Here is a 25,805-nt window from a genome sequence, read left to right on the forward strand (position 1 = left end):
CGTACGCCCGCCGTCCGCGTGCTGGTCACCCCGTCTCGCGCAGCGAACGAGGGCGTCCTCCCGGGCGGCCACCCGCGGCCGAGGGTAAAGTCTCCGCCAAGTAATCGGCACGGGTTCACGACGACGGAGGTCGACCATGGCGCTTCTCGACACCCTCAGGCGCTGGTTCCGGCGGGAGCGCCAGGAGCCGCTGGAGCGCCCCCGCGACCTGCCGCCGCCCCGTGAGGGCGGACGCCCCCACGAGGCCCCGTACGCCCAGGGCGCGGACAACGCGCTCGGCTGGCGCGACGGCGGCGGGGCCAGCGGCTTCTGACCTCGGCGGGCCCGTCGTCTGTTCGCACCTCGTCCGGTCGCCGAGGAGTGCGAGCGGCGCACCGGCCGCGGATCATGGGGAGCGAACCTCGACGGTCGGGAGGTCGCCATGTCGTTCTTCACGAGGATCCGAGGATGGTTCCGACGGCGCCGCGACCGGAGGCCGCAGGAGCCGCACCGGTACCTGCCGCCCGAGGAGCGTCCCATCGACCCGCGCTACCACCCTGGGCAGTACCCGCTGCAATGACCGCAGGAACGGTCGGGCGCTCCGTGCGAGCGCCCTTCGGGGGCGCGCCGTCCCACATGTCAAGAGGGCGCGGCTCGCCGCTTGACACCGCCGGACCTCCTCCGGACGATGGTCACAGGTCAAGAGCGCCAGCGACAAGCCCCGGCTCGCTGGCCGGCAACCCTCCTCTCGCGGCGGGGTGCCCCGGGTGACGACCTGGCCCCGCGCCGTCCGGCGCGCGGGCAAGCGCGGGGAGGCACCTCCCCGGCACGACCGAGGAGGACCACGCATGACCACGCTCACCACCGCGCCCGCCCCGGCGCCTCTCGCCGCCCCGGTGCACGACGTCGCGCCCGTGCTGCCCGTCGTCGGCGGCGACACGCTCGTACCACTGGTCGACGGCCGCCAGGTGCCGTACGCCAACCTCGACGTCGCGGCCTCGGCCCCCGCCCTGCAGGCCGTGGCCGACCGCGTCACGCGCGTGCTGCCGCTGTACGCCAGCGTGCACCGCGGCGCCGGCTACCTCTCGCAGGTCTCGACCGCCCTGTACGAGACGGCCCGCCGCACCATCGGGTCGTTCGTCGGGGCCCGGGACGACGACCTGACGATCGTCACCCGGAACACCACCGACTCGCTCAACCTGCTCGCGGGCTGCGTGCCCGCCGACCCGGTGACGGGCGAGCCGGGCCGCGTGCTCGTGCTCGACATCGAGCACCACGCCAACCTGCTGCCCTGGCAGCGCGTCACCGACGCGACGGTGGTGACGGGCGGCCCGTCCGTCTCCGCGACGCTGGCGGAGATCGAGGGCGAGCTGGCCGCCGGGGTCGCCCACGGCCGCCCCTACGCGCTCCTCGCACTGACCGGCGCGTCCAACGTCACGGGCGAGGCGCTGCCCGTGGCGGACGTCGTCGCCGCGGCGCACGGCGCGGGCGCGCGGGTCGTGCTCGACGGCGCGCAGCTGGTGCCGCACCGCCGCTTCTCCCTGGCCGAGACCGGCGTCGACTACGTCGCGTTCTCCGGCCACAAGACGTACGCGCCGTTCGGCGCCGGCGCGCTGGTCGGCCGCCGCGACTGGCTCGACGTCGGCACGCCGTACCTCGCGGGCGGCGGCGCCGTGCGCCGCGTGCGCACGACGCGCACCGAGTGGCACGAGGGGCCGGCGCGGCACGAGGCCGGGTCGCCCAACGTCATCGGCGCGGTGGCGCTCGCGGCCGCGTGCGACGAGCTCGCCGCCCTCGACCCGCAGGTCGCCGGCGAGCACGAGGACGCGCTGCGGCGCCGGCTCGTGGACGGCCTCGGCGCGCTGGACCGGGTGGAGGTCGTGCACGTCTGGGACGACGCCGTCGACCCGGTGGGCGTCGTGACCTTCACCGTCTCCGGCTACGACCCGGGCCTGGTCGCCGCGTACCTGTCGGCCGAGCACGGGATCGGCGTGCGCGACGGGCGGTTCTGCGCGCACCCGCTGCTCGGGCGCCTCGGGTTCGACGCCGGCGCCGTGCGCGCGTCGGTGGGCCTCGGCACCGCGGGCGAGGAGGTCGAGCGGCTCGTCGCCGCCGTCCGGTCGCTGGTCGACGAGGGGCCGCAGGCGCGCTACGACGTGGTGGACGGCCTGTGGGTCGTCGTCGACGACCCGCGCCCGGTGCCCGCCGGCTCGGGGCTGGAGGGCCTGCTCGCCACGGCCGCGCTGGGCGCCGACGAGGCCTTCGGCTGCCTGCCCGACGACCTCTGACGCCGCGGCCCTCGCGGCCCGGACACAGGCCCGGACAAGACGACGGGGCGCCACCGTGCGGTGGCGCCCCGTCGTCGTGAGCGGGTTACTTCTTGAATGCGTCCTTGGCGTCGTCCCCCGCCTGCTTGAGGTTCGCGCTGGCCTGCTGGGCCTTGCCCTCGGCCTCTTTCTTCTCGTCGTCGGTGAGCTTGCCCGTAGCCTCTTTGACCTTGCCCTCGCCCTCTTCCGCGAGGTGCTTGGCCTTGTCTCCCAGTCCCATCGGGGCTCCTTCCGTCGTCGAACGACCTCGAGAACCGACGGTAGGCGCCGGGGCGCGGTCTCGCACCTGGGCGTCCCGGCCGGCGGGCCTGCGCCCGCTCACCAGACCGGCGGGTGCCGGTCCGCCCAGCGCAGCCGGTCCTCGAGCTGCGCGGCGAGCGCGAGCAGCGTCGCCTCCCCGCCGGGGCGGCCGATCAGCTGGACCCCCATGGGGAGGCCGTCGTCGGTCGGTCGGGTCGGCACCGTGATCGCGGGCAGACCGGCCACGTTGAGCATCGACGTCCACGGCGTGTACTGGCACTGCTGCTCGAAGTTGCGCTCCGGGTCCTCGGGGTCGAACCAGCCGAGCGGCCTCGGCGTCATCGCCAGGGCCGGGGTCACGACGGCGTCGAACCGCGACACCTGCGCCACGAGCCGGCGCTCGAACCCGGTGAGCGCCCGCAGGGCCTGCGCGAGCTCGCGCGCGGGCACCTGCCGGCCACGGCCGATCAACCAGCGGGTGAGCGGCTCGAGCCGGTCGAGGCGTGCGGGGTCGTCGAGGGGCACCGCCGACGCGCCGGCCATCCACAGGGTGCGGAACGCGGGGCCGTAGGCCGGGTCCGGCTCGAGGGCGAGGTCCTCGAGCTCGTGCCCGAGCCCGGCGAGCTCGCGGACCCCGGCGTCGAGGGCGGCGCGTGCGGCGTCGGACGTCGTGATCGCGTAGAAGTCGTCCCACGCGGAGTCGGTCGTGACGGCCACCCGGAACCGGCCCCGCACGTCCTCGCCGCCGCTGCCGGCCACCTCCCCGCGACGGGCCGCGGCCAGGTAGTCCCCGGCGCGGTTTGACGGCGCGCGCAGCGTCAGGGGGTGCGCCACCCGGCCGTCGGGCGTCCATGTGAGCATGCCCTCGAGCAGCAGCGCGGTGTCCTCGGTCGTGCGCGCGAGCGGGCCGTTCACCACCAGCCCGCCCAGGGACTCCTGTCCCGAGCCCGCCGGGACGAGGCCCCGGCTGGGCTTGAGTCCCACCACCCCGCAGGCGGCCGCCGGGATGCGCACCGACCCGCCGCCGTCCGACCCGGGCGCGCACGGCAGCAGGCCGGCCGCGACGGCCACGGCCGCGCCGCCGCTCGACCCGCCGGCGCCCAGCCCCGGGTCCCACGGGTTGCGCGCGACGGGCCCCGCGAGCGGCTCGGTGTACGCGGGGAAGCCGAGCTCGGGAGCCGTCGTGCGGCCGAGGCTCACAACGCCGGCCGCGTCGAGCACCTCGACGATCTCGTCGCTCACGGGCGGCACGACGGCGTCGTCCCCGGCGAAGGCGCGCGAGCCGAGGCCGGCCGGCACGCCCGCCCGCATCCACAGGTCCTTGTCGGCGCCGGGGAGCCCCCACAGGGGCGCCCGGCCCTGCGCGCCGTCGCGCTCGAGGCCCGCCGCACGCTCGCGGGCGGCCTCCGGGGTGACCGAGACGAACGCACCCAGCGCCGGGTTGGCGCGCTCGATGCGGGCCAGGAAGTGCTCGGCCACCTCGGTGGGGGTGAGCTCGCCCGACCGCAGGAGGTCGCGGAGGCGGACGGCGGTCAGCTCGTGCAGGGCGTCCATGCTCCGCACGGTACCCACCTCCGCCGGTGACCGTGGCACGCCGGCGGCCTCGCTGCGGGCGCGGTGGGCCGCGGACGCCCTACCGCGCGCTGTGGTTGACTGTGCGATATTCGGAAACGCACAGAACCACACATGCGGAGGTCGTCATGGTCGCTGCCGCCCGGCACGACGCCATCCTGCGGGAGCTCGAGCTGCGGGGCTCGCTCCGGATCGCCGCGCTGTCGCCGCGGCTGCGCGTGTCCGAGATGACCCTGCGGCGCGACCTGGCCGAGCTGGAGTCCCGCGGCCTGCTCGTGCGGGTGCACGGCGGGGCGGTCTCGAGCGCCGTGGCCCGGCAGCAGGAGCGGGCGACCGACCGGGCCGGCCGCCGGCAGGAGCGTCCGGTCGCCACGATCGGCATGATCGCGCCCTCGGCGAGCTACTACTACCCGCAGGTGATCCGGGGGGCGAGCGACGCGGCCCGGGAGCTGAACTGCCGGCTCGTCCTCGGCACGACGAACTACTCCGAGCGCGAGGAGCTGCGCCAGGCCGAGCGCATGATCGCCGGCGGGGTCGACGCGCTCATGATCACGCCGCGCGGCAGCCTGGTGGAGGGCTCGGACCTGCATGCGCTGCTGACCGGGGCGACGATCCCGGTCGTGGTCGTCGAGCGGGGCGTCGACGAGCGTGGCGCGGGACGGCTCGAGTGGGTGCGCAGCGACCACGCCTACGGCGCCGAGCTCGCGGTCCGCCACCTCGCCGGGCTCGGGCACCGTCGCATCGCCCTCGCCGCGCGCGAGACGCCGACCACCGAGCCGCTCGGCGAGGGGTACGAGAGCACGATGACGCGCCTGGGCCTGCAGGAGCACGCGCTCCAGCGGGTGCTGCCCGCGCCGGGGGTCGGCGAGGACGTGACGATCGAGGAGATCGAGCGGTTCCTCGACGTCTGCGTGGAGCGGGAGGTGACCGCGGCGCTGGTGCTGGGCGACGTGGACTCGATGGCGCTCGCGGACCTCGCGACGGAGCGCGGCATCCGGATCCCGGAGGACTTCGCGCTCGTCGCCTACGACGACGAGTTCTCGGCCCTCGCGGCCGTGCCGCTCACCGCGGTGGCCCCGCCCAAGCACGACCTCGGGTATGCCGCGCTGCGCCTGTGCGTCGACCATCTCCGGCAGGCGGAGCGGGCCAGCCGTGCAGTCGTGCGGATGATGCTGCTGCCGACCCTCGTCGAGCGGGAGTCCACCCGAACTGCCCCGTAGATGTGCGGTGATGTTCGAATGTCTCCTTCTGCTTGTGTGGTGAGGCCCGGCTCGGGTTCAGTGGCGACAGCTCGCTTCACGTTCAAAGGAGAATCCCATGAGCCTGCGTCGCGCTCCGCTCACCGCGGCCGCCTTCCTCGCCGCCGGCGCCCTGCTGGCCGGCTGCACGTCCGGCTCCGCGGCCACGCCCGCGGCCTCCGAGCCCACCGGTGAGGTCACCTTCTGGTCGTCGCTGAGCGGCATGGCCGACGTCGCCGCCGCGTTCAACGAGAGCCAGGACGACATCACCGTCGACTTCGAGGAGATCCCGAACGGAGCCAACGGCGGCTACACCAAGCTCTCCGCGGCGATCGACTCGGGGACCGGCCCCGACGTAGTCGGCGTCGAGTACTACCGGCTCCCCGGCTTCGCCGCCTCCGGTCAGGTCGTCCCCGTCGACGACCTGGTCCCCGCGGCGACGCTGGACGAGTACTCCGACCAGGTGCGCGGCCTCGTCACCTTCGGCGACGAGACCTACGGCATGCCCTACGACGCGCCGCCGCTGGTCATGTGGTACCGCCAGGACGTCCTCGACGCCGCGGGCGTCGACGTCCCGACGACGTGGGACGAGTTCGAGGCCGCGGCGCGTGCCGTGCGCAAGGCGGACCCCGACGCCTACCTCACGAGCTTCTTCACGAACGAGCCCCCGCTCGCGCCGCTGGCGTGGCAGGCGGGCGCGAGCTGGTTCGGCGTGGACGGCGACCACTGGAAGGTCTCGATCGACGACGAGGCCAGCACGAAGGTCGCCGACTACTGGCAGAAGCTCGTCGACGAGGACCTCGTCAAGGAGCAGGTCGGGTTCAGCGACGAGTGGAACGCGGACCTCAACGAGGGCGTCGTGAACGGCTGGGTGGGCGGCTCCTGGAGCGCGTCGGGCCTGATGACCCGCACCGAGGCTGCGGGGCAGAAGGGCAAGTGGGTCGCGGCGGTGCCGCCGTCCTGGGACGGGAAGCCGTCCGGCGCCCTCAGCGGCGGCACGAGCTTCGCCGTCACGAAGAACTCCGAGAACCCGGCCGCGGCCGCGGCGTTCCTCGAGTTCCTCACCACCGACCCGGCCGCCGTCGAGGCGCGCGGCGACGTCGGCACGGCCTACCTCGCCTACCCCGGCCTGAACGAGGTCGCCGAGAAGGTGGCGCCCACGGGCTACTTCGGGAACGACATCTATCAGGTCTTCGACGAGGCGTCCGCGCAGGTCGCGCCCGGCTGGGCCTGGGGCCCGGACTACGACATCACCAACACGGCGCTGGTCGACGCGGTGACCGGCGCGCCGACGCTCGGGGCCGCGCTCGAGAAGACGCAGGGCGCGACCGTCGACGGGCTCGAGCAGCTCGGGCTCGACGTCACCGAGTAGGCCGGCCGGTGCCGGCGCGGCGCGGCCGCGCCGGCACCCACTCATCGAAAGGCACCACCATGACCGTGCGCGTCGACGACCCGCCGCAGCGCCTGCGACGCCGGCCGACCCGGGGCACCGGGGGCCGCACCGCCGCACTCTTCCTGACCCCGTTCTTCCTGGTCTTCCTCGTGGCCATGATCGCGCCCGTGATCTACGCGATCGGCCTGAGCCTGTTCGCCGAGCGGCGCAGCGGGCTCGGGTTCGGCGGCGCCGAGAAGGTCTTCGTCGGGCTCGGCAACTACGCCGACGTCCTCGCGAGCGAGACGTTCGTCGCCGGCTTCGGGCGGCTCGCGCTCTACTGCGTGCTCTACGTCCCGACGCTGCTGTGCGTCGCCCTCGCGCTCGCGCTCCTGCTCGACGCGGCCGTGGCGAAGGCGCGACGGCTGTTCCAGGTCCTGCTGTTCCTGCCGCACGCCGTCCCGGGCGTCATCGCGGCCCTGATCTGGGCCTACCTCTACACGCCCGGCGTGAGCCCGATCGTCTCCGCGCTCGCGTCCGGAGGGATCCAGGTCGACTTCCTGTCGGTGCACATGGTGCTGCCGTCGATGGTGAACGTCGCCGTGTGGGAGTGGGCGGGCTACAACGTCATCATCCTGTTCACGGCCCTGCAGGCCGTGCCGCGCGAGGTGCTCGAGGCGGCGCGTGTCGACGGGGCCGGGGAGATCCGCGCCGCCCTCGCGATCAAGGCGCCCCTCATCGGGCCCGCGCTCGGGGTCGCGCTGCTGTTCACGATCATCGGGTCCCTGCAGCTCTTCACCGAGCCCAAGATCCTCTCCACCGCGACGACCGCGGTCACGAGCACCTGGGTCCCGAACATGTGGGCCTACGACGCGGCGTTCAACCGCAACAACCTTCCCCAGGCGGCGGCCGCGTCGATCATCCTCGCGCTCCTCGCCGGCGCCCTGTCCTGGGTGGTCAGCCACCTCACCTCGAAGGGAAGCACGCGATGAGTGCGACCGTCGCGGCGCCGCCGCGCATCCACGCCGACCCCGCCGTCGCCCGGCCGTCCGGCCGCCACCAGGTCCGCCGGCCGCGGCGCCGCGTCGGTGCGACCCTCGGCACGAACGGGATCCTGGTCGTGGGCGCGGCCTACATGGTGCTGCCGCTGCTCTGGCTCGTCTTCGCCACCACCAAGGACGCGTCGACGCTCTACGGCGCGAGCGTCTTCACCCCCGGCGGGTCGTTCGTCGCGAACCTCCAGCGGCTGCTCGCCGAGGACGGCGGGATCTTCCTCCGCTGGCTCGGCAACAGCATCGTGTACGCGGGCGCGGGCGCCCTGGTGGCCGCCTTCATCTCCCTCCTGGCGGGGTACGCCTTCGACAAGCTCGCGTTCCGCGGCAAGGGCTTCCTCTACAGCACGGTGCTGGTCGGGGTGCTCATCCCGAACACCGCCACCGTGATCCCGCTCTATCTGCTCGCCGCGTCGGTCGGCCTGACGAACACGATGTGGGCGGTGCTGATCCCCGCGTTCTGCAACCCGTTCAGCGTGTACCTGGCGCGCGTGTTCAGCTCCGGCTACCTGCCGGACGCGGTGCTCGAGGCCGCGCGGGTCGACGGCGCGGGGCCCGTGCGCAGCTTCCTGAGCGTCGGGCTGCCGATGCTCGTGCCGGGGTTCGTGACGATCGCGCTGTTCCAGTTCGTCGCGATCTGGAACAACTTCATGCTGCCGCTGATCATGCTGCAGGACCGCAGCCTCTTCCCGACGAGCGTGGGCATCTTCCTCTGGCAGAGCCAGGTGCAGCAGAACCCGGAGTACTCGCCGCTCGTGATCGCCGGGTCGTTCCTGTCGATCGTGCCGCTGGTGGTCGCCTTCGTGCTGCTGCAGCGCTTCTGGCGGGCCGGCCTGGCGGCGGGGAGCGTCAAGTGAGCGCGCGGGTCGCGGTCGCGTTCGCGATGGCCCCCGAGGCGCGCGAGCGGGTCTTCCCCCCGGCGCGGACCGCGCAGTTCGAGGAGGTCGCCGACGTCCGCGGGTTCCTCACCGAGCTCGAGTCCCCCGAGGCGCGCCGGGTGCTGGCCGACGTGGAGGTGCTCGTCACGGGCTGGGGCGCCCCGTTCGTCGACGCGGCCGTGCTCGACGCCGCGCCCCGGATGCGGGCCGTGCTGCACGCCGCCGGCACCGTGAAGCCCTACGTCGCGGACGAGGTGCTGCGCCGGGGCGTCCGGGTCAGCTCCGCGGCCGAGGCGAACGCCGTGCCGGTCGCCGAGTACACGGTCGCGATGATCGTCCTCGCCAACAAGAAGGTGCTGCCGATCGCTGCCCGCTACCAGGCGTCCCGGCGGGAGTTCGACGTCGAGCGGGCCTTCCCGGGCCTGGGGAACTTCGGCCAGCGGGTCGGCATCGTGGGCGCGTCGAAGATCGGGCGCAAGGTCGTCGAGCTGCTGCGGCCGTACGAGCTCGAGGTCGTCGCCTACGACCCCTACCTGACGGACGCGGACGCGGCCGCGCTCGGCGTCGCGCGGCTCGGGCTCGACGAGCTGCTGTCCACGTCGGACGTCGTCTCGGTGCACGCCCCGTCCCTGCCCTCGACGCGGCACCTGATCGACGCGCGGGGCATCGGGCTGATGCGTGCCGGGTCCACCCTCGTGAACACCGCGCGCGGCGAGATCGTGGAACAGGAGGCACTGACGGCGAGGGTCGTGGCCGGGGACCTGTTCGCGATCCTCGACGTCACCACCCCGTGGGTGCTCGACCACGACCACCCCTTGTACGCCCACGACCACGCGCTGCTGACCCCGCACATCGCCGGGTCGCTCGGCGTCGAGCTCGGGCGGCTCGCGGCCGTCGTCCTCGAGGAGCTGCAGCGCCTCGTGCACGGGCGCCCGCTCGTGCACGAGATCCAGGCCGACCAGATGGCGATCACGGCCTGACCCTCGGACCCGTCGTCCGGGGGCCCGCATCATCCGCTGACGAACGAAGGAGTTCAGATGACCACGCACCCCACGCCCTCCCGACGGGTGGTCCTCCAGGCCGGCGGCGTCGGCGTCCTGGCCGCGGTCGCGACGGCCGTCGCGGGGAGCCCCGCCGGCGCGCTCGGGCTCTCCGCGGCGCGCCCCGCCGGGCCGACGGTCGTCGACCTCGGCCCCGCCGTGGAGCAGTTCGCGCTGATGAGCGCCGAGCTGGTCGGCGACACGGTGTACATCGGCACGCGCAACGTCGAGCCGGCGGGGGTGGTCGCGTTCCACGTGCCGACGCGCACCGTGACGGCGACGACGACGGTGGCGACCGGGTACGCCATCCAGGCGCTGGCCGGGGACCCGACGGGGCGGTACCTGTACTTCGGGATGCTCAAGAAGACCGACGGCCCCGAGGCGAATCTCTACCGCTGGGACCTGACGGCACCCGACGGCCCCGCGGAGGAGCTCGGCCGGATCGGCGACCGCGACGTGCGGGCCGTGGCGGTGGCTCCCGACGGCACCGTGTTCGCCGTCGGCGGCGGGAGCCCCACCCCGCCGGAGCTGTGGCAGTACGACCCCGCGACGCGCGAGGTGACCTCCCTCGGCGTCCCCGACGCGGCCTCCACGCTCGCGCGGGCGGTCGCCGCGACCGACGAGACCGTCTACGTCGGTGCCGGCACCACCTTCGGCGGTGGCGGCGGCACGAGCCGCGCGTCTCTCGTGGCGTACGACCGTGTGTCCGGGACGTTCGGCCAGATCGCGCCCGACGAGCTGACCGTCGACCCGAGCATCCGCGACCTGGCCGTCGTCGGCGACCGGCTCGTCGCCTCGACCGCCGCGTCGACCGCCAGCTCGAAGGTCGCGCTGATCGACCTGTCGGACCCGGCGTCGGCCACGGTCACGACCTCGATCGGGAAGACGGCGAAGAACTTCGCGGCCGACGGCGACGTCCTCTACTTCGCCAACGAGACCGGCATCCTCGTCCGCGCGGCGGACGGCGCGATCGAGCAGCTCGACCTCGGCACCCTGGAGCTCGGGGAGATCTGGGGCGTGGACCTGCGGGACGGCAGGCTCCACGTCACGTCGGCCTTCGGCTTCGTGGCGGAGATCGACCTGGCGACCCGGGAGTGGACGGCGACCGACCTCGCGGAGGCCGGCGCGCCGGTCTCCGCGCAGACGTGCATGGGCATCGCCGCCGGCGCGGGCTACGTGTACGTCGGCGGCAACGGCGTGATCGCCCGGCACTCCGTCGCGACCGGCGAGGTCGTGAACTTCCGCGTGCCGGGGGAGGCGAAGGACGCCGACGTCGTCGACGGCGTGCTGTACACGGGCCAGTACAACTCCCAGGGGATCTGGTCCTACGACCCCCGCGGCGGCGACGGCCCGGCGCAGGTCGCCACCTTCTCGTCGGAGCAGAACCGCCCGCTCGACACGGCGTGGGACGACGTCAACCGGCTGCTGCTGGTCGGCGTGCAGTCGGACACCGAGGGCGGCGGGTCGCTCTGGACGTACGACCCTCGCACGGGCGGGTCGTCGATCGTGACGAACCCGATCGACGACATCCAGCTGGTGCGGGCTGTGGCGACCGCGGACGGCGTCGCCTACCTCGGCGGCGACAACGCCCAGAAGACGGGCCCGCGCGGCACCGTCGTCGCGTGGGACCCGGTGGCGGGTATCGAGCACTGGCGGGTCGAGACGGGGCAGCCCAAGGGCATCGCCGCCCTGGCCGTGCAGGGCCGCCACCTGTATGCGCTCACCATCGGCGGCACGCTCGTCGTCGTGGACCGCGCCCGGCGCACGGTGGTCCACACGGCGAGCCACAAGCCGCTCGTCCCGGGGTTCGCGGCGATGGTCGCCAACCGGGGCGTCGTGTACGCCGTCTCCGACACCACCCTGTTCCGGTTCGACCCGCGGTCGTTCGCGGCGACGGTCGTGATGGCGGAGACCGCCGGCGGCTGGTACAGCGGGTCGCACCTCAACGTGGACGAGGACGGCCGGATCTACACCCTGCGCGGCCGGAACCTGGTGCGGGTCGACGACCACCCGCGTCGCTGACGGCACGCACGTCCGCCGCCGTCGGCCGCGCCGACCATGCACTTCTGCCCGGAATGCGGCGCGAGAACGAGCGCAGGTGCATGGTCGGCGAGGATGGGCGCGTGACCCACGACCTCGTCCTCGCCGGCCACGGCGTGCGCCTGGAGCCCCTCGGCCCGCAGCACGCCGCGGCGCTGTTCCCCCTCGTCGACGCCGACCTGTGGTTCGGCATGACCTCGCCCGCCCCCGCCTCGGTCGCCGACCTCGAGGGGTGGATCGACGCCGGCGTCGCCACGCCCGGCACGATGGCGTTCGCCGTCGTGGGCGACGACGGCACGGGCGGCGAGGGAACCGTGCGCGGGTCCACCCGCTTCTACGACCTGGCGCGCGGGCCCGGCCGGGTGGAGATCGGCACGACCTTCTACGGGCGCGACTGGTGGGGCGGCACCACCAACCCGGCGTGCAAGCTGCTCCTGCTGCGGCACGCGTTCGAGGAGTGGGGGCTGCGCCGCGTCGCGCTGCGCGCCGACTCCCGGAACGCCCGGTCGTGCGCGGCCATCCAGCGGCTCGGGGCGACGCCCGAGGGCGTGCTGCGCAAGCACCGCGTCGCCGCCGACGGGACGGTGGGTGACACCGCGTACTTCTCGATCGTCGACGACGAGTGGCCGGGCGTGCGCGACGGTCTGGAGCGCCGGCTCGCGGCGGACTGATGGCTCGACGGGTCCCGCGGGCCGGGCGGTGAGACCCTGGCTGGAGGACGACAGGTAGGTCGACGCCCGGCCAGGGCCGGGCGCGGCGTGGCGGCTCGCCGCCACGACCTGTCCTCGAGCACTGGAGAGCCTGTGACCACCGAGGACGCCGCCGCCGTCGGACCGACACCGGAGCGCGAGCAGCACGACGACCGGTCGTTCTTCGGCCACCCGCGCGGCCTGGCCACGCTGTTCAGCCTCGAGGTCTGGGAGCGGTTCTCGTTCCTCGGGATGCAGGCCATCCTCGTCCTGTACTTCACCGCGTCGGTCGCCGACGACGGGCTCGCGATGGAGCCCGGCAACGCGGCATCGATCGCGGCCGGCTACGGCACGATGGTCTACCTGGTGTCCGTGGGCGGCGGCTGGATCGCGGACCGCGTGCTCGGCTCCTACCGGAGCGTGCTGTGGGGCGGCATCCTCATCGCCGCGGGCCACTACACGATGGCGATCCCGGTGGAGGTCTCCACCTGGGTCGGCCTGGTGCTCATCAGCCTCGGCACGGGTCTGCTCAAGCCCAACGTGTCGACGCTCGTCGGCAAGCTCTACTCGACGGACGACGAGCGGCGCGACGCCGGGTTCGCGCTCTACTACATGGGCATCAACGTGGGCGCCTTCTTCGGGCCGCTCGTCACCGGGTGGCTGGGCGCGGAGGTCGGCTGGCACTGGGGCTTCTCCGCCGCCGCGATCGGCATGACGGCGGGGCTGATCCAGTACGTCGTGGGCCGGCGCGGCATCCCGGGCTACGGCCGCGGGGCGGAGGCGGCGCTGCCGCCCGACGCCGCGCGCCGCACGCGCTGGATCCTCGGCGGCTCGGCGGCCGCCGTGGTCGTGATCCTCGTCGTGCTCGCCCTCGTGGGGCGGCTCAGCGTCGACGGCGTCGTCGACGCCCTCACCGTGATCGCGATGGTCGCGCCGATCGTCTACTTCACCGTGATGTTCCGCAGCCCGCGCGTGACGGGGGAGGAGCGTGGCCGGCTGCGCCCGTTCCTCGTGCTGTGGATCGCGTCGGTCGCGTTCAACTTCGTGCTGTTCCAGGCGTACTCGGTGCTCATCCTGCTGGCCGAGGACCACGTGGACCGCACGATCTTCGGCTGGGACGTGCCCTCCTCCTGGTTCAGCTCCTACCTCGGCGCGGCCGAGGTGCTGGTCGCCCCGCTCGTCGCCGCGCTGTGGACCTGGCTCGGGCCGCGGCAGCCGCACGCCTCGAAGAAGGTCGCGTTCGGCGCGCTGCTCGGCGGCCTGTCCTACCTGATCCTCGTCCCGGCCGTGAGCGGGCAGTCCGGCGACTGGCAGATCGCCGTCTGGTGGATGCTCGTCTCGCTGCTCCTGCTCGGCCTGGGCGACGTGCTGCTGCAGACCACCGGCCTGTCCGCCACGACCAAGCTCGCCCCGGCCGCCTTCTCCAGCCAGTCGATGGCGGTCTGGTTCCTGTCCATCGCGCTGGCCAACGGCATCCAGGCGCAGACGGTCCGGTTCTACGGCGAGGTCCCCGAGGGCGTGTACTTCGCGGTCAACGGCGCCGTCCCGTTCGTCGTCGCCGTCGTCGTGCTCGCACTGTCGCCCTGGATGAAGCGCACGATGCACCCCGTCCACTGAGCCCCGCGTGCCCCTCCCGGAGGACACCATGCGATACGTCACCGACCTGCCCCACGAGACCCGCGTCGAGGACCACTGGATCCCGCTGGCGGACGGTACCCGGCTCGCCGCCCGCGTCTGGCGGCCCGTCGACCCGACGCCCGTCCCGGCGATCCTGGAGTACCTGCCCTACCGGCTGTCCGACTGGACGGCCCCGCGCGACGCGCAGCGTCACCCGTACTACGCCGGGCACGGCTACGCGTCGGTCCGCGTCGACATCCGCGGCAGCGGCAACTCCGACGGGCACCAGGACGACGAGTACTCGCCGACGGAGCTCGCGGACGGCGTGGCCGTCGTGGAGTGGCTGGCGGCCCAGGACTGGTGCGACGGGTCGGTGGGCATGTTCGGCATCTCGTGGGGCGGGTTCAACTCCCTGCAGATCGCGGCGCTCGCCCCCGCGCCGCTCAAGGCGATCGTCACCGTCTGCTCCACGGACGACCGCTACGACAACGACGTGCACTTCACGGGCGGCTCCGTCCTGGCCGTCGACATGCACGCCTGGGCGGGCACGATGCTCGCGTTCTGCTCGCGGCCGCCGGACCCGGCGTACGTCGGAGAGGGCTGGCGCGAGCAGTGGGTCGACCGGCTCGAGCACACCGAGCCGTTCATCCACACCTGGCTCGACCACCAGACGCGCGACGACTACTGGCGGCACGGCAGCGTCATCGAGGACTACTCGACGATCGACGCGGCGGTCCTCGCCGTGGGCGGCTGGAACGACCCCTACCGCGACACGGTGCTGCGGCTGGCGGCCGCCGGCGACGCGGGCACGCTCCGCGCCCCGGTGCGCGGGCTCCTCGGGCCGTGGTCGCACCAGTACCCCGACCGCGGCCTGCCGCCCGGCCCGGCCATCGGCTTCCTCCAGGAGACGCTGCGCTGGTGGGACCACTGGCTCAAGGGCGCCGACCGCGGCGTCCTGGACGACCCGCCGCTGCGGGCGTGGATCAGCGAGTCCGTGCCGCCGGCCACCGTCTACGACGAGCTGCCGGGCCGCTGGGTGGGGGAGCCGTCGTGGCCGTCGCCGCACGTCTTCGCGCGCGAGCTCCCGCTCGTCGGCGACCAGCCCGGCGACGAGCCCGACGACCGGCCCGAGGGCGCGTTGCGGACGACGGCGCCGACCATCGAGGCTTTGGCGGGCGGGCACCCCGTGCCGACGTCGTGGCTGGTGGACTCGCCGTCGCACACCGGGGTCGACGCCGGGCGCTTCTTCCCCTTCGGGAACGACGCCGACCTGCCGCCCGACCAGCGGGAGGAGGACGGACGGTCGCTCTGCTTCGACTCGGCGCCGCTGACCGCGCCGCTGGAGATCCTCGGCCGCGCCCGCGTGCGGCTGCGGCTCACCTGCTCGGCCGCGAAGGGGCAGGTCGTGGCGCGGCTGTGCGACGTCGGACCGGACGGCTCGTCGACGCTCGTCACGCGCGGCGTGCTCAACCTGTCGGCGCGGCGCGGCCGGGACCGCGCCGTCGCGTGGACGCCGGGCGCCACGGAGGAGGTGTCGTTCGAGCTCACGGGCACCGGGTACGCGCTGGCGCCGGGGCACCGGCTGCGGCTCGCGGTCTCCTCCGCGTACTGGCCCTGGGTCTGGCCCCAGCCGGGCGACGCCGTGCTAGGCGTCGCGGTCGGGGACGGCGCCGTCGAGCTGCCGGTGCACGACCGCGCGTCGTCGCACCCGCCGGTCGAGTTCGACGAGCCGGAGCAGGCGCCCCCGCTGGGCGTCGTCTTCGGGGAGGGCGCCGGTGCGCGCCCCGAGCGGCGCGTGGTGCGGGATGTGGCGGAGGGGCGCTGGCTCCTCGAGGTCGACCCGCGCTACGGCGGCACGCGCACCTACCCCGACGGCCTGGAGTTCACCGAGGACGCGCTGGAGCGGTACTGGATCGGGCCGGACGCGACCAGCGCCCGCACCCGCTCGGACTGGACGGTCCGGCTGCGCCGCGCGCCGGGCGCGCCGCTGCCGGAGGGGATGACCGGCGGGTGGGACGCGAGCATCCGCACCCGCTCGGAGATCACCTGCGACGCCGAGAACTTCTTCACGGAGAACGAGGTCGTGGCGCGCGACGGCGACGAGGTCGTCTTCGAGCGCCGGTGGACGCGCACGATCCCCCGCACCGCGGGCTGACGGCGGGGTCGCGCTACCGCAGCAGCGGCGCGACCTCCTGGCCGAGGAACGCCGCGAACCCGTCGAGGTCGGGGTCGTCGAGGGTCGGCTGCGCGACGACCGTCGACACGCCGAGCGCGGCGAAGCGGCGCAGGCCGTCGGCGACCTCCTCCGCGGAGCCCCAGGTGGCGTGGTCGGCGAGCGCCTCCTCGGAGGTGGCGTCGACGTCCCACCGCGCGAGGGACCGACGCAGCCGGTCCGCCGCGCCCTCGCCGGTGGCGGTCTGCGCGAAGGCGACCGCCCGGAACGGGTGCTCGCTGTCCGGCCCGGACTCGGCGACCGGCGGGAGCCCGGCCGCCGCGCGGCCCTCGTCCAGCAGGGCGATCGCCTGCCGCGCCCCGGAGACGCCGGAGTCGCCGTCGATGACGACGCCCTGGGCGATCTCCCCGACCAGGCGTAACGTCTTCGGTCCCTTCGCCGCCGCGACGACGGGCGGGGCGACCGCGGGCGGCCAGTCCAGGGCGACGTCGTCGAGCGTGACGTAGCGGCCGGAGGTCGTGACGCGCTCGCCCGCGAGCAGCGCCCGCAGGGCGGTGACCTGCTCGCGCATCAGCGTCAGCGGCGAGGCCACCCGGACGCCGACCTGCCCCATCCAGTCCTGCACGCCGTGCCCGACGCCGGGCACGAACCGGCCGGGGAACATGCCGTCGATCGTCGCGGTCTCCATCGCCGTGAGCGCCACGTTGCGCAGCGGCAGCGGCATGACGCCGATCCCGACGCGCAGGCGTTCGGTGGCGCTCAGCATCGCCGCGGCCGCGGCGGGGCCGGACTCGAGGAAGCAGTCCTCCCACAGCCACACCTCGTCGAGGCCGGCGGCCTCGGCGGTACGGGCGAACGGGACGAACCGCGAGGGCGGGTTGCCGTAGGGCGCGAGGATGCAGCCGAGGGTGGTCATGCGCCGATCCTGCCGCACCCCGCGCCGAACGACCTCGTCACGGGGGGGAGGTCAGCGGCGGCGGGCCCCGCCCGCTGGTCGAGCTTGTCGAGACCGGGCCCGACAGGCCGACCCGCGGGTCAGAGCGGGGTGACGGTGCCCCGGAAGTGCTGACGGCCGCGGCCGCCGTTCCAGCCCACGTACGCGAACCCGGTGCCGTCGGCGTCGCGGGTCACCGCCACGTCGACCGTGCCGGGCAGCAGCACCGGGGACGCGAACTCGACCGTCCAGCGGTAGGCGTCGCCGCGCGCGTTGCCGACGTCGGCCAGCGCCCGGGCGGCCGTGTACATGCCGTGCGCGATGGCGCGGGGGAACCCGAACGCCTTGGCGGACAGGGCGGACAGGTGGATCGGGTTCCGGTCGCCCGAGACGGCGCCGTACGCGCGGCCGGTGCCGGGCCCGAGCGCCCAGCGGGCGGTGGGCAGCGGGGGCGTCCACGTGCCCGCGGGCGCGCGGTCCTCGTCGTCGTCCGTGGGCTCGGTCACCGCGGCGTCCGACTCCTCCGACCAGGGCAGGTGGAAGCCCTTGGCGAGGTAGGTCGAGGTGCCCCGCCACACGGGGGCGGCGGGGTCGGCCTGCGAGCGCACCTCGGCCACGAGGTCCACCTGCACCCCCCGCTTGTGGGGGCGCAGGTTCTCGGCCCAGGCGCGCACCGCCAGGACGTCGCCGAGGCGCACGGGCCCGCGCACCTCGACCTCGTTCGCCAGGTGCACCATGCCCAGCAGCGGCAGGGGGAAGTCGCCGCGCACCATGACCGCCGTCGCCAGCGGGAAGGCGAGCACGTGCAGGTAGCCCGCGGGCAGCACGTCGGTCACGGGCTCGTGCAGCAGCCGCTGGTAGTCGTGCAGGTGGTGGGCGAGCTCCGCCGTCGGCACACCGGTGACGTGGTACGCGACGTCGGGGAGCGTGAGGGGCGCGGCCTCGCCGTCCCCCTCGCCGGTACGGGCCTGGCCGATGACGGGCAGCCCGGGCATCGCCCGGCCGGCGGCGATGCGTCCGGACGCGGCGGCGCCGCGCGCGTACAGGCCGCCGAGGCCGGGCAGCGTCGGGAGCGTCTCGACCCGCAGCGGGTCGCCGGAGCTCGTGGCCGGCGCGGCGGCCGTCACCGGCCCACCAGGTTCTGCCCGCACACGCGCAGCACCTGGCCGTTCACGCCGGCGGACGCCGGCGAGCACAGGAAGACGATCGCCTCGGCGACGTCGACCGGCTGGCCGCCCTGCTGCAGCGAGTTGAGCCGGCGGGCCACCTCGCGGGTGGCGAACGGGATCGAGGCCGTCATCTCGGTCTCGATGAAGCCCGGCGCGACGGCGTTGGCGGTGCCGCCGCGCGCGCCCACGAGCGGGGCGGTGGCCCGGGTGTGCCCGATGACGCCCGCCTTGGTGAAGCCGTAGTTGGTCTGGCCCTTGTTGCCGGCGATGCCGGACGTCGACGCGAGGGACACGATCCGCAGCCCGTCGACGCCGGCCTCCAGCAGCTGGTCGTTGATCCGCAGCTGCGCCTCGACGTTGACCGCCACGACGGGGTCCCACTGCGCGGGCTTCATGTTGGCCAGCAGCTTGTCGCGCAGGATCCCGGCGTTGTGCACGAGCACGTCGAGCCGGCCGTGGCGCGACCGGGCGTGCTCGAGGATGCGGCGGCCGGCGTCCTCGGCCGTGACGTCGAGCTGCAGGGCGGTGCCGCCCACGGCGTTCGCGGTGCGGGCCAGGCCCTCGCCGGCGGCGGGGACGTCCACGCAGACGACGGTGGCGCCGTCGCGGGCGAGCGTCCTCGCGATGGCGGCGCCGATGCCCCGCGCCGCGCCGGTGACGACGGCGACCTGTCCGGCGAGCGGCCGGTCCCAGTCGGCGGGCAGGTCGGTGTCCGCCGGCCCGACCGGCAGCAGCTGCCCGTCCACGTACGCCGAGCGGGCGGAGAGGAAGAACCGCAGCGTGGCGAGCGTGGAGGTGCCGTCGACGGGGGCGTCGTCGGTGAGGACGATCCCGTTGGCGGTGGCGCCGGCGCGCAGCTCCTTGCCGAGCGAGCGCAGGAAGCCGTCCACGCCGTTCCGCACCGCGGCGAGCGCCGGGGCGTCGCCGGCGGCGGCCTCCCGCGAGACGGTGACGACGCGGCCGTTCGTGGCGAGCCGGCGCAGCACCGACCCGACGGCGAGGACGGCCCCGGAGACGTCGGTGGGGCGCGCGGCCTGCGTGAGCACGAGGAGGACGGCGCCCCAGCGGGCGTCGTCGGTGGGCTCGCGCCGCACGTCGAGGCCCCAGCCGAGCAGCTCCTTGGCGAGCGTGTCCGCGTCGCCGGTGGACGCGGCGTCGGAGACGACGAGCACCGGCCCGACGGTCAGCGGGTCGCCGGCGCGGAAGCGGCGCAGGACGGCGGGGCGGGGGAGGCCCAGCTTCTTGGCGAGGGTCTTGGTGAAGCCGGAGTTGACGGCCTTGGTGTAGGAGTCGGTCATCGGGCTCCCTCTCAGACGGACTCGACGATGGCGGTGGCGCCGAGGCCGCCCGCGGCGCAGACGGAGATGAGGGCGCGGGCCGGCGTGCCGGTCTCGGCCGCCTTCGTCGCGACGAGCTTGGCAGCCGTGGCGAGGATGCGCCCGCCGGTCGCGGCGAACGGGTGGCCCGCGGCGAGCGAGGAACCGTTCACGTTGAGGCGGTCGCGGTCGATGCTGCCGAGCGGCGCCTCGAGGCCGAGCTCGGCCTTGCAGTAGTCGGCGTCCTCCCACGCGGCGAGCGTCGTGAGGACGGTGGACGCGAACGCCTCGTGGATCTCGACGAAGTCGAAGTCGCCGAGGGCGAGGCCGTTGCGGGCGAGCAGCCGCGGCACGGCATGCACCGGCGCCATGAGCAGGCCGTCGTGGCCGTGCACGAAGTCGACCGCCGCCGTCTCCGCGTCGACGAGCCGCGCCAGCACCGGCAGGTCACGCTCCGCGGCCCACGCGGCGGACGAGAGCAGCACGGTGGACGCGCCGTCGGTCAGCGGCGTGGAGTTGCCGGCCGTCATCGTGGGCTCGGCCGGCTCGGCGAGGCCGCGGCCGAACACCGGCTTGAGGCTCGCGAGCTTCTCGATCGAGGTGTCGGCGCGCAGGTTGTCGTCGCGGACCAGGCCCCGGAACGGCGTGACCAGGTCGTCGAAGAACCCGGCGTCCCACGCGGCGGCGAGGTGCTGGTGGCTCGCGAGCGCGACCTCGTCCTGCGCGGCGCGGGAGATGCCCCAGCGCGCGGTCGTGATCGCCTGGTGCTCGCCCATCGACAGGCCGGTGCGGGGCTCGTCGGTCGCGGGGGTGAGCGGCTTGAGGTCGGCGGGCCGGATCTTCGCGAAGGCCTTGAGGCGGGCCTGGACGGTCTTGGCGTGCGAGGCGTCGAGCAGCGCGCGGCGCAGCCCCTCGCTCACGGCGACGGGGGCGTCGGAGACCGTGTCGGTGCCGCCGGCGATGCCGGAGTCGATCTGGCCCAGGCGGATCTTGTTCCCCACGGTGATGGCGGCCTCGAGCCCGGTGGCGCACGCCTGCTGGAGGTCGAAGGCGGCGGTCTGGGGGGACAGCGACGAGCCGAGCACGGACTCGCGCACGAGGTTGAAGTCGCGCGAGTGCTTGAGGACGGCGCCGCCCACGACCTCCCCGATGCGCTCGCCCTGCAGCCCGAAGCGGGCGACGAGGCCCTCGAGCGCGGCGGTGAACATCTCCTGGTTGGAGGCGTCGGCGTACTTCTTGCCGGCTCGGGAGAACGGGATGCGGTTGCCGCCCACGATCACGGCGTCGCGCACGCCCGCGGGGGCGGACGGGGTCGCGGCGCGGGCGGTGCTCCGGGACGTGCTCCTCGAGGAGCCGTCGGACGGCTTGCGTGTGGCCACAGCGATAGATCCTTCACTCCGTCGGTCAGGTAGGACTCACAGTACCTGATACTCTCAGTCCCGTGAGACCAGTCACCAGGTGCGGCCGATGACGGCCGCAGGTCAGCAGCTCGACGGTCGGTCGACCCGGTGGGACGACCATCGTGCCGCGCGGCGGGCGCAGCTCGTCAACGCCGCGCGCAAGGCCGTGCACCGCGGAGGGCCCGGGGTCTCGATGGACGAGATCGCGGGCGAGGCGGGCACGTCCAAGTCGATCGTCTACCGGTACTTCGAGGACAAGGCGGGCCTGCGCCTCGCCGTGGCCGCGCACGTCGTCGCGACGATGCACGACGCCCTCCGGGAGGCGGCCGAGGCCGCGCCGACGCCCCACGCCGCGCTGCGCGCGATGGTCCGCGTCTACCTCGAGATGATCGAGCACTCGCCCAACGTCTACTGGTTCGTGACGCGCACCGCCATCGGCGGCAACGAGCCCGCGCCGGCCGCCGCCGGGACCGGGCAGGTCGAGGCGCTGGGCGCCTACCTCGACTCCGTCATCGAGCTGGTGGCCGAGCCCTTCGCCCGCGCCGTCCAGGTGCCCCCGGCGCTCGCGGCCGCGTGGGCCGCCGGAGCCGTCGGCTTCGTGCGCGGCGCCGGCGAGTGGTGGCTCGGTCACGACGGCGCCGACCGGCTCACCCGGGAGGAGCTCACCGAGCAGGTGACGCTCTGGCTCTGGACCGGCCCCGTCGGCGTCCTCCACCACGAGGGCGACCCGCCGCTGGCGCCCTCCCCGACCCCCCAGCCCGCACAACCGCAGGAGAACCGATGACCACGACGTCCGACCGTCCCGCGACGACGCACGCCGCCGGCACGCCCGCCCACGCGGGCCACGCAGGCCACGCAGCCAAGGCGACCCCGCGCGTCGACGTCGCCGGCCTGTCCGAGCAGCTGCTCGGCCGGTGGCCGGAGTGGCGCCGTCACGCCCGCGAGCGCTCGACCGACCCGACTTTCTGGAAGGACGAGTCGCTCTCGATGGACGCGCACCGCGAGCGCGTGCTCGGGCAGATGCGCCTGCTCGCCACCGCGGACGAGAAGCACCAGGTATGGCTGGCGTTCCCGGAGCGCCTGGGTGGCGGGGACTCGCCGGGCGCCAACCTGGCGGGCTTCGAGGAGCTCGTCGTGGCGGACCCGTCGCTGCAGATCAAGGCGGGCGTGCAGTGGGGCCTGTTCTCCTCGGCGATCCTGCACCTGGGCACGCCGGAGCAGCAGGACCGCCTCCTGCCCGGCGCGATGGACCTGACGGTGCCGGGCGCGTTCGCGATGACGGAGATCGGGCACGGCTCCGACGTGGCGGCCGTGGGCACGACGGCCACCTACGACCCGGAGACCGAGGAGTTCGTCCTCCACACGCCGTTCCGCGCGGCATGGAAGGAGTTCCTCGGCAACGCGGCGGTGCACGCCACGGCGGCCACCGTGTTCGCGCAGCTGATCACGAACGGCGTCAACCACGGCGTGCACTGCTTCTACGTGCCGGTCCGCGACCCGGAGACCATGGAGTTCCTGCCCGGGATCAGCGGGCACGACGACGGGCTCAAGGGCGGCCTGCGCGGCGTCGACAACGGGCGCCTCGCCTTCGACCACGTGCGCGTCCCGCGCACGGACCTGCTGGCCCGCTACGGGTCGGTGGCCGCCGACGGCACGTACTCGTCGTCGATCGACAGCCCCGGGCGCCGCTTCTTCACGATGCTCGGCTCGCTGGTGCAGGGCCGCGTGTCGCTCGACGGCGCCGCGTCGACGGCGTCCAAGCTGGGCCTCGCCATCGCGGTGAAGTACGGCGCCGAGCGCCGGCAGTTCACGTCGTCGTCGCCCGTCGAGGAGACCGTGCTGCTCGACTACGCGACGCACCGCCGTCGCCTCTTCCCGCGGATCGCCGAGACGTACGCGACGCACTTCGCGCACGACCACCTGCTCGACCTGTTCGACGACGTGTTCTCCGGCGAGAAGGACACCCCCGAGAACCGCGAGGACCTCGAGACGATGGCGGCGGCGCTCAAGGCGACGTCGACCACGTTCGTGCTCGAGACCCTGCAGGAGTGCCGCGTCGCGTGCGGCGGCGCCGGGTTCATCACGGAGAACCGGATCACGAGCCTGCACCACGACATGGACGTGTACGCCACGTTCGAGGGCGACAACACGGTGCTGCTGCAGCTCGTGGCGAAGCGCCTCGTGGGCGACTACGCGAAGGCGCTCAAGGGCGCGACGTCGACGCCCGCAGGCATCGCCCGGTTCGTCGTCGACCGGGCCGCCGACGCCGCCCTGCACCGCACCGGCCTGCGCCGTGCGGGGCAGGCCCTCGCGGACGCCGGCGACCCGCGCCGGGCCGCCGGCCACCTGCGCGACGCCGAGACCCAGCGCGAGCTGCTCGCCGACCGCGTCGCGACGCTCGTCGAGGAGGTCGCGATGGGGCTGCGCCCCGCGCAGAAGGCCGACCCGGCGACGGCGGCGCGGATCTTCGACGAGAACCAGGTGCAGCTCGTCGAGGCGGCGCGGGCGCACGCGGACCTGCTGCGCTGGTCGGCGTTCACCGAGGCGCTCGAGCAGGTCGAGGACCCGGGCACCCGCCGTGTCATGACCTGGGTGCGGGACGTCTTCGGGCTCACGCTCATCGAGCGCAACCTCGCCTGGTACCTGATCCACGGGCGGCTGTCCGTGCAGCGCGCGCGCACCGTCACGTCGTACGTCGACCGCCTGCTGGAGCGCCTGCGCCCCCACGCCGTCGACCTCGTGGACGCGTGGGGCTACGGGCCCGACCACCTGCGGGCCGTCATCGCGTCGGGCGTCGAGGCGGAGCGGCAGGACGAGGCGCGGGCGTACTACGCGCAGCAGCGTGCCGACGGCTCCGCGCCGGTCAGCGAGAAGGCGCTGAAGAAGAAGCGGCGCTCCTGACGCCGAGATAGAGAAGGCGAACCCGCGAGATAGAGAAGTCCGGACGGGGCCGCAGCCAGTGCGGTCGCGTCCGGACTTCTCTGTCTCGCGGGTTCGCCTTCTCTATCTCGGCGGGAGGTCAGGCCACGGCGGGCGTGGGCTCGCCCGCGCGCACCTGCTGCGGGTACTCCTCGACGACGGCCGGCGGGAGCCCGACCTGGCCGGGGGCCGCGGCCGGGACGGGGATCGCGTCCTCGGCCGCCTGCTCGTCGCGCAGCGGCAGCCCGAGGGTCACGGTGGCGGGACGTGCGACGCGCGGCGGCGGGACGGCCAGCGCCACCAGGGCGGCGCCCGCGAGCCCCACCACGAGGGCGGCCCATGCCACCCATGCCCAGCCGAGCGCTGCCGACGCGCCGAGCAGCGCCCCGTCCACGACCCCGACGACGAGCCCGACGACGAGCACCCGTCTCATGCCTACCTCCCACGGTCCGCCTCATCCGTGCCTCTCCAGGAGACGACACGACCGGCGGTCGTGCATCCGGTGGGCGGACCGTGCAGGTCACAGGTGCGTCACGGTCGGCCCGCAGCCCCCGGTTCCCACGCCGGCGCCGGGCGGGGGTCGTCGACGTGCCCGAGCAGGAGCGGTGACGGGGACGCGTCGTAGGCCGCCCGGAGCTGGTGGTGCATCTCCCCGGTGAGCCGCAGAGCGAGCTCGGCCCGGACGGGCGTCACGTGGTCCACGTGGAGCCTGCCGCCCAGGGCGGGGTGCGGGGAGAAGGCGAGGACCTCGTCCGGCCGGGGCAGCGGGCCGGACTCGACCACCTCGCGGCAGAGGTCCTCGAGCAGGAGGTCGGCGCGGCCGTCGGGGGAGTCGAGCTCGGTGTACATCTCGACGGCCGTGGTCCAGCGGAGCTCGAGCGACCCCTCGATCGTGTCGAGGAACCACCAGCCCTCGAGGGACTCGAGGAAGACGTCGCCGAAGACGGTCGTGAAGCGGGGCGTCTTGCCGTGGACCCCCAGCCACGACCAGGACGCGAGCCCGTACGCGAACGCGCCGGGTGCGAAGGTTCGAAGGAGTTCCACGTGCGCATCAAACCACCTTGTGGTAATCGACAAAACCCCCGGGCGGCCCGGGGGCGAGCGTGGTGCGGCTCACGGAGAATCGTCACCTGCGCGGCCCTCCGGTCAAGGATCGGGTCGCGGAGGTCAAGAAAAGGCCATCTTCGCTGGTGGCGATCCCGTGGGCCGCGGCCGACGGAACTCCGCCCGTGCGCCGCCCGTTGACCCTCGGGCGGCGCGACGACCTCGTCGCCGCCCGGACGACCGTGCCCCCGACCCCGGAGGTTGACCATGGAGACCCCGACCGAGAGCAGGCGGGTCGACGCCCGCAGCATCGCGATCACCGGCCTCACGACCCTCGCCTGGTACGCCGTGCCGGACGTCGTGGAGCCGCGCTGGGCTCGTGCGCTCGCGAAGGCGGGGGTGCTGGCCGGCGGTCTCGCGCTCGGCCTCGCCGCGACCTCGGAGGGGCGCGCCGCCGTCGACGGCGTCCGCGGCGTGCGGGACGAGCTCCGCGACCTCCGCGCGGCGGAGGAGCGTGACGGGCAGGGCGACGCCGGCGCCGAGGACGAGGACAACGTGCTCCTCGCGGACCCCGACGGCGCGGACCCGGTGCCGGACCCCGTGGTCGTCGGCGCCGCGGCGGCGGGCGTGGTCGCGCTCGTCGCGACCGTCGCGGTCGCGGGGGAGAAGTGGGCCTACCGGCGGGGCGAGCGGTGGCGCGAGCGCGGGCTCCGCCTCCCGCACACGCGGGTGGGCGTGGTCCTGGGGGCGCTCGCCGCGGCGGTCACCGCCCTCGACCCCTCGGCCGCCAAGGAGGCCTGACCCGG

The 25,805-nt window shown here is 74.5% G+C and carries 22 protein-coding genes and 1 riboswitch; of the genes, 14 read left to right on the top strand and 8 right to left on the bottom strand.

The features are described from left to right. Positions 1-136 precede the first annotated feature (136 nt). Together ACQFYA_RS03280 and ACQFYA_RS03285 are read left to right on the top strand one after the other, a co-directional pair. Positions 137-313, top strand: a complete 177-nt coding sequence (locus tag ACQFYA_RS03280) for a hypothetical protein (RefSeq protein ID WP_499121551.1) — start codon at positions 137-139, stop codon at positions 311-313. Between the two features lie 363 nt (positions 314-676). Then, positions 677-793: riboswitch (SAM riboswitch) on the top strand. Between the two features lie 34 nt (positions 794-827). Continuing rightward, the gene (locus ACQFYA_RS03285) at positions 828-2,267 is read left to right on the top strand and encodes an aminotransferase class V-fold PLP-dependent enzyme (protein ID WP_499121553.1); all 1,440 of its coding nucleotides are present in this window, start codon (positions 828-830) and stop codon (positions 2,265-2,267) included. An 85-nt stretch (positions 2,268-2,352) separates the two neighbouring features. On the opposite strand, the gene ACQFYA_RS03290 is transcribed toward ACQFYA_RS03285, so the two are convergent. Next, positions 2,353-2,526, bottom strand: coding sequence for a CsbD family protein (locus ACQFYA_RS03290; RefSeq protein ID WP_499121555.1), 174 nt, complete (start codon positions 2,524-2,526; stop codon positions 2,353-2,355). Positions 2,527-2,624: 98 nt separating this feature from the next. Then, complete coding sequence (locus tag ACQFYA_RS03295) at positions 2,625-4,100, bottom strand: amidase (RefSeq protein ID WP_499121556.1); 1,476 nt, start codon at positions 4,098-4,100, stop codon at positions 2,625-2,627. Positions 4,101-4,246: 146 nt separating this feature from the next. On the opposite strand from ACQFYA_RS03295, the gene ACQFYA_RS03300 reads away from it, so the two are divergent. From ACQFYA_RS03300 to ACQFYA_RS03340, 9 genes are all read left to right on the top strand, one after another. Beyond that, positions 4,247-5,338: a LacI family DNA-binding transcriptional regulator gene (locus ACQFYA_RS03300; protein ID WP_499121557.1), complete on the top strand. Its 1,092-nt coding sequence runs from the start codon at positions 4,247-4,249 to the stop codon at positions 5,336-5,338. A 97-nt stretch (positions 5,339-5,435) separates the two neighbouring features. After that, the gene (locus ACQFYA_RS03305; protein ID WP_499121558.1) at positions 5,436-6,728 is read left to right on the top strand and encodes an ABC transporter substrate-binding protein; all 1,293 of its coding nucleotides are present in this window, start codon (positions 5,436-5,438) and stop codon (positions 6,726-6,728) included. A gap of 59 nt (positions 6,729-6,787) precedes the next feature. Beyond that, positions 6,788-7,720 (top strand): carbohydrate ABC transporter permease, encoded by a 933-nt coding sequence (locus ACQFYA_RS03310; RefSeq protein WP_499121560.1) that lies wholly within the window; start codon positions 6,788-6,790, stop codon positions 7,718-7,720. After that, positions 7,717-8,637 carry a carbohydrate ABC transporter permease gene (locus tag ACQFYA_RS03315; protein ID WP_499121562.1) on the top strand — a complete coding sequence of 307 codons (921 nt, stop codon included), beginning with the start codon at positions 7,717-7,719 and terminating at the stop codon, positions 8,635-8,637. The genes ACQFYA_RS03310 and ACQFYA_RS03315 overlap by 4 nt, the downstream gene beginning before the upstream one ends. Beyond that, the gene (locus ACQFYA_RS03320) at positions 8,634-9,638 is read left to right on the top strand and encodes a hydroxyacid dehydrogenase (RefSeq protein ID WP_499121563.1); all 1,005 of its coding nucleotides are present in this window, start codon (positions 8,634-8,636) and stop codon (positions 9,636-9,638) included. The genes ACQFYA_RS03315 and ACQFYA_RS03320 overlap by 4 nt, the downstream gene beginning before the upstream one ends. A 57-nt stretch (positions 9,639-9,695) precedes the next feature. Further along, the gene (locus ACQFYA_RS03325; protein ID WP_499121564.1) at positions 9,696-11,720 is read left to right on the top strand and encodes an NHL repeat-containing protein; all 2,025 of its coding nucleotides are present in this window, start codon (positions 9,696-9,698) and stop codon (positions 11,718-11,720) included. Between the two features lie 101 nt (positions 11,721-11,821). Further along, on the top strand, positions 11,822-12,409 hold the full coding sequence (locus tag ACQFYA_RS03330; protein WP_499121565.1) for a GNAT family N-acetyltransferase: 588 nt from the start codon (positions 11,822-11,824) through the stop codon (positions 12,407-12,409). Between the two features lie 132 nt (positions 12,410-12,541). Then, positions 12,542-14,044: a peptide MFS transporter gene (locus ACQFYA_RS03335; RefSeq protein WP_499121566.1), complete on the top strand. Its 1,503-nt coding sequence runs from the start codon at positions 12,542-12,544 to the stop codon at positions 14,042-14,044. A 28-nt stretch (positions 14,045-14,072) separates the two neighbouring features. Then, a complete protein-coding gene (locus ACQFYA_RS03340; protein ID WP_499121568.1) occupies positions 14,073-16,199 on the top strand; it encodes a CocE/NonD family hydrolase in 2,127 nt (708 codons plus the stop codon). 13 nt (positions 16,200-16,212) lie between these two features. Here the strand turns inward: ACQFYA_RS03340 and ACQFYA_RS03345 are convergent, their stop codons facing one another. The 4 genes from ACQFYA_RS03345 to ACQFYA_RS03360 form a co-directional block, all read right to left on the bottom strand. Beyond that, on the bottom strand, positions 16,213-17,133 hold the full coding sequence (locus ACQFYA_RS03345) for an LLM class flavin-dependent oxidoreductase (RefSeq protein ID WP_499121569.1): 921 nt from the start codon (positions 17,131-17,133) through the stop codon (positions 16,213-16,215). Between the two features lie 119 nt (positions 17,134-17,252). Continuing rightward, positions 17,253-18,278: a MaoC family dehydratase gene (locus tag ACQFYA_RS03350; RefSeq protein ID WP_499121570.1), complete on the bottom strand. Its 1,026-nt coding sequence runs from the start codon at positions 18,276-18,278 to the stop codon at positions 17,253-17,255. After that, the gene (locus ACQFYA_RS03355) at positions 18,275-19,618 is read right to left on the bottom strand and encodes a 3-oxoacyl-ACP reductase (RefSeq protein ID WP_499121571.1); all 1,344 of its coding nucleotides are present in this window, start codon (positions 19,616-19,618) and stop codon (positions 18,275-18,277) included. Before ACQFYA_RS03355 ends, ACQFYA_RS03350 begins: the two co-directional genes overlap by 4 nt. Before the next feature lie 11 nt (positions 19,619-19,629). Beyond that, positions 19,630-21,015 (bottom strand): acetyl-CoA C-acetyltransferase, encoded by a 1,386-nt coding sequence (locus ACQFYA_RS03360; protein ID WP_499121572.1) that lies wholly within the window; start codon positions 21,013-21,015, stop codon positions 19,630-19,632. A gap of 88 nt (positions 21,016-21,103) precedes the next feature. On the opposite strand from ACQFYA_RS03360, the gene ACQFYA_RS03365 reads away from it, so the two are divergent. Together ACQFYA_RS03365 and ACQFYA_RS03370 are read left to right on the top strand one after the other, a co-directional pair. Beyond that, the gene (locus ACQFYA_RS03365; protein ID WP_499121573.1) at positions 21,104-21,820 is read left to right on the top strand and encodes a TetR/AcrR family transcriptional regulator; all 717 of its coding nucleotides are present in this window, start codon (positions 21,104-21,106) and stop codon (positions 21,818-21,820) included. Further along, on the top strand, positions 21,817-23,937 hold the full coding sequence (locus tag ACQFYA_RS03370) for an acyl-CoA dehydrogenase family protein (protein WP_499121575.1): 2,121 nt from the start codon (positions 21,817-21,819) through the stop codon (positions 23,935-23,937). The genes ACQFYA_RS03365 and ACQFYA_RS03370 overlap by 4 nt, the downstream gene beginning before the upstream one ends. Positions 23,938-24,055: 118 nt before the next feature. Here the strand turns inward: ACQFYA_RS03370 and ACQFYA_RS03375 are convergent, their stop codons facing one another. After that, positions 24,056-24,388 (bottom strand): hypothetical protein, encoded by a 333-nt coding sequence (locus ACQFYA_RS03375; protein ID WP_499121576.1) that lies wholly within the window; start codon positions 24,386-24,388, stop codon positions 24,056-24,058. A gap of 98 nt (positions 24,389-24,486) precedes the next feature. Continuing rightward, positions 24,487-24,999, bottom strand: a complete 513-nt coding sequence (locus ACQFYA_RS03380; RefSeq protein WP_499121577.1) for a hypothetical protein — start codon at positions 24,997-24,999, stop codon at positions 24,487-24,489. A gap of 267 nt (positions 25,000-25,266) precedes the next feature. Here ACQFYA_RS03380 and ACQFYA_RS03385 point away from each other — a divergent pair, with 267 nt between their 5' ends. Further along, positions 25,267-25,800 (top strand): hypothetical protein, encoded by a 534-nt coding sequence (locus ACQFYA_RS03385; RefSeq protein WP_499121579.1) that lies wholly within the window; start codon positions 25,267-25,269, stop codon positions 25,798-25,800. Positions 25,801-25,805: the final 5 nt, after the last annotated feature.

This window comes from Promicromonospora sp. Marseille-Q5078 (genome assembly GCF_050315395.1).
Lineage (GTDB): Bacteria > Actinomycetota > Actinomycetes > Actinomycetales > Cellulomonadaceae > Isoptericola.

What these genes read in the sequence shown, in the direction of transcription:
- ACQFYA_RS03310 (WP_499121560.1), top strand. Translation starts at nt 6,788, where the DNA reads ATGACCGTGCGCGTCGACGACCCGCCGCAGCGCCTGCGACGCCGGCCG.
- ACQFYA_RS03340 (WP_499121568.1), top strand. Translation starts at nt 14,073, where the DNA reads ATGCGATACGTCACCGACCTGCCCCACGAGACCCGCGTCGAGGACCAC.
- ACQFYA_RS03370 (WP_499121575.1), top strand. Translation starts at nt 21,817, where the DNA reads ATGACCACGACGTCCGACCGTCCCGCGACGACGCACGCCGCCGGCACG.
- ACQFYA_RS03345 (WP_499121569.1), bottom strand. Translation starts at nt 17,133, where the DNA reads ATGACCACCCTCGGCTGCATCCTCGCGCCCTACGGCAACCCGCCCTCG.
- ACQFYA_RS03365 (WP_499121573.1), top strand. Translation starts at nt 21,104, where the DNA reads ATGACGGCCGCAGGTCAGCAGCTCGACGGTCGGTCGACCCGGTGGGAC.
- ACQFYA_RS03280 (WP_499121551.1), top strand. Translation starts at nt 137, where the DNA reads ATGGCGCTTCTCGACACCCTCAGGCGCTGGTTCCGGCGGGAGCGCCAG.
- ACQFYA_RS03285 (WP_499121553.1), top strand. Translation starts at nt 828, where the DNA reads ATGACCACGCTCACCACCGCGCCCGCCCCGGCGCCTCTCGCCGCCCCG.
- ACQFYA_RS03315 (WP_499121562.1), top strand. Translation starts at nt 7,717, where the DNA reads ATGAGTGCGACCGTCGCGGCGCCGCCGCGCATCCACGCCGACCCCGCC.
- ACQFYA_RS03385 (WP_499121579.1), top strand. Translation starts at nt 25,267, where the DNA reads ATGGAGACCCCGACCGAGAGCAGGCGGGTCGACGCCCGCAGCATCGCG.
- ACQFYA_RS03290 (WP_499121555.1), bottom strand. Translation starts at nt 2,526, where the DNA reads ATGGGACTGGGAGACAAGGCCAAGCACCTCGCGGAAGAGGGCGAGGGC.
- ACQFYA_RS03375 (WP_499121576.1), bottom strand. Translation starts at nt 24,388, where the DNA reads ATGAGACGGGTGCTCGTCGTCGGGCTCGTCGTCGGGGTCGTGGACGGG.
- ACQFYA_RS03295 (WP_499121556.1), bottom strand. Translation starts at nt 4,100, where the DNA reads ATGGACGCCCTGCACGAGCTGACCGCCGTCCGCCTCCGCGACCTCCTG.
- ACQFYA_RS03325 (WP_499121564.1), top strand. Translation starts at nt 9,696, where the DNA reads ATGACCACGCACCCCACGCCCTCCCGACGGGTGGTCCTCCAGGCCGGC.
- ACQFYA_RS03300 (WP_499121557.1), top strand. Translation starts at nt 4,247, where the DNA reads ATGGTCGCTGCCGCCCGGCACGACGCCATCCTGCGGGAGCTCGAGCTG.
- ACQFYA_RS03305 (WP_499121558.1), top strand. Translation starts at nt 5,436, where the DNA reads ATGAGCCTGCGTCGCGCTCCGCTCACCGCGGCCGCCTTCCTCGCCGCC.
- ACQFYA_RS03355 (WP_499121571.1), bottom strand. Translation starts at nt 19,618, where the DNA reads ATGACCGACTCCTACACCAAGGCCGTCAACTCCGGCTTCACCAAGACC.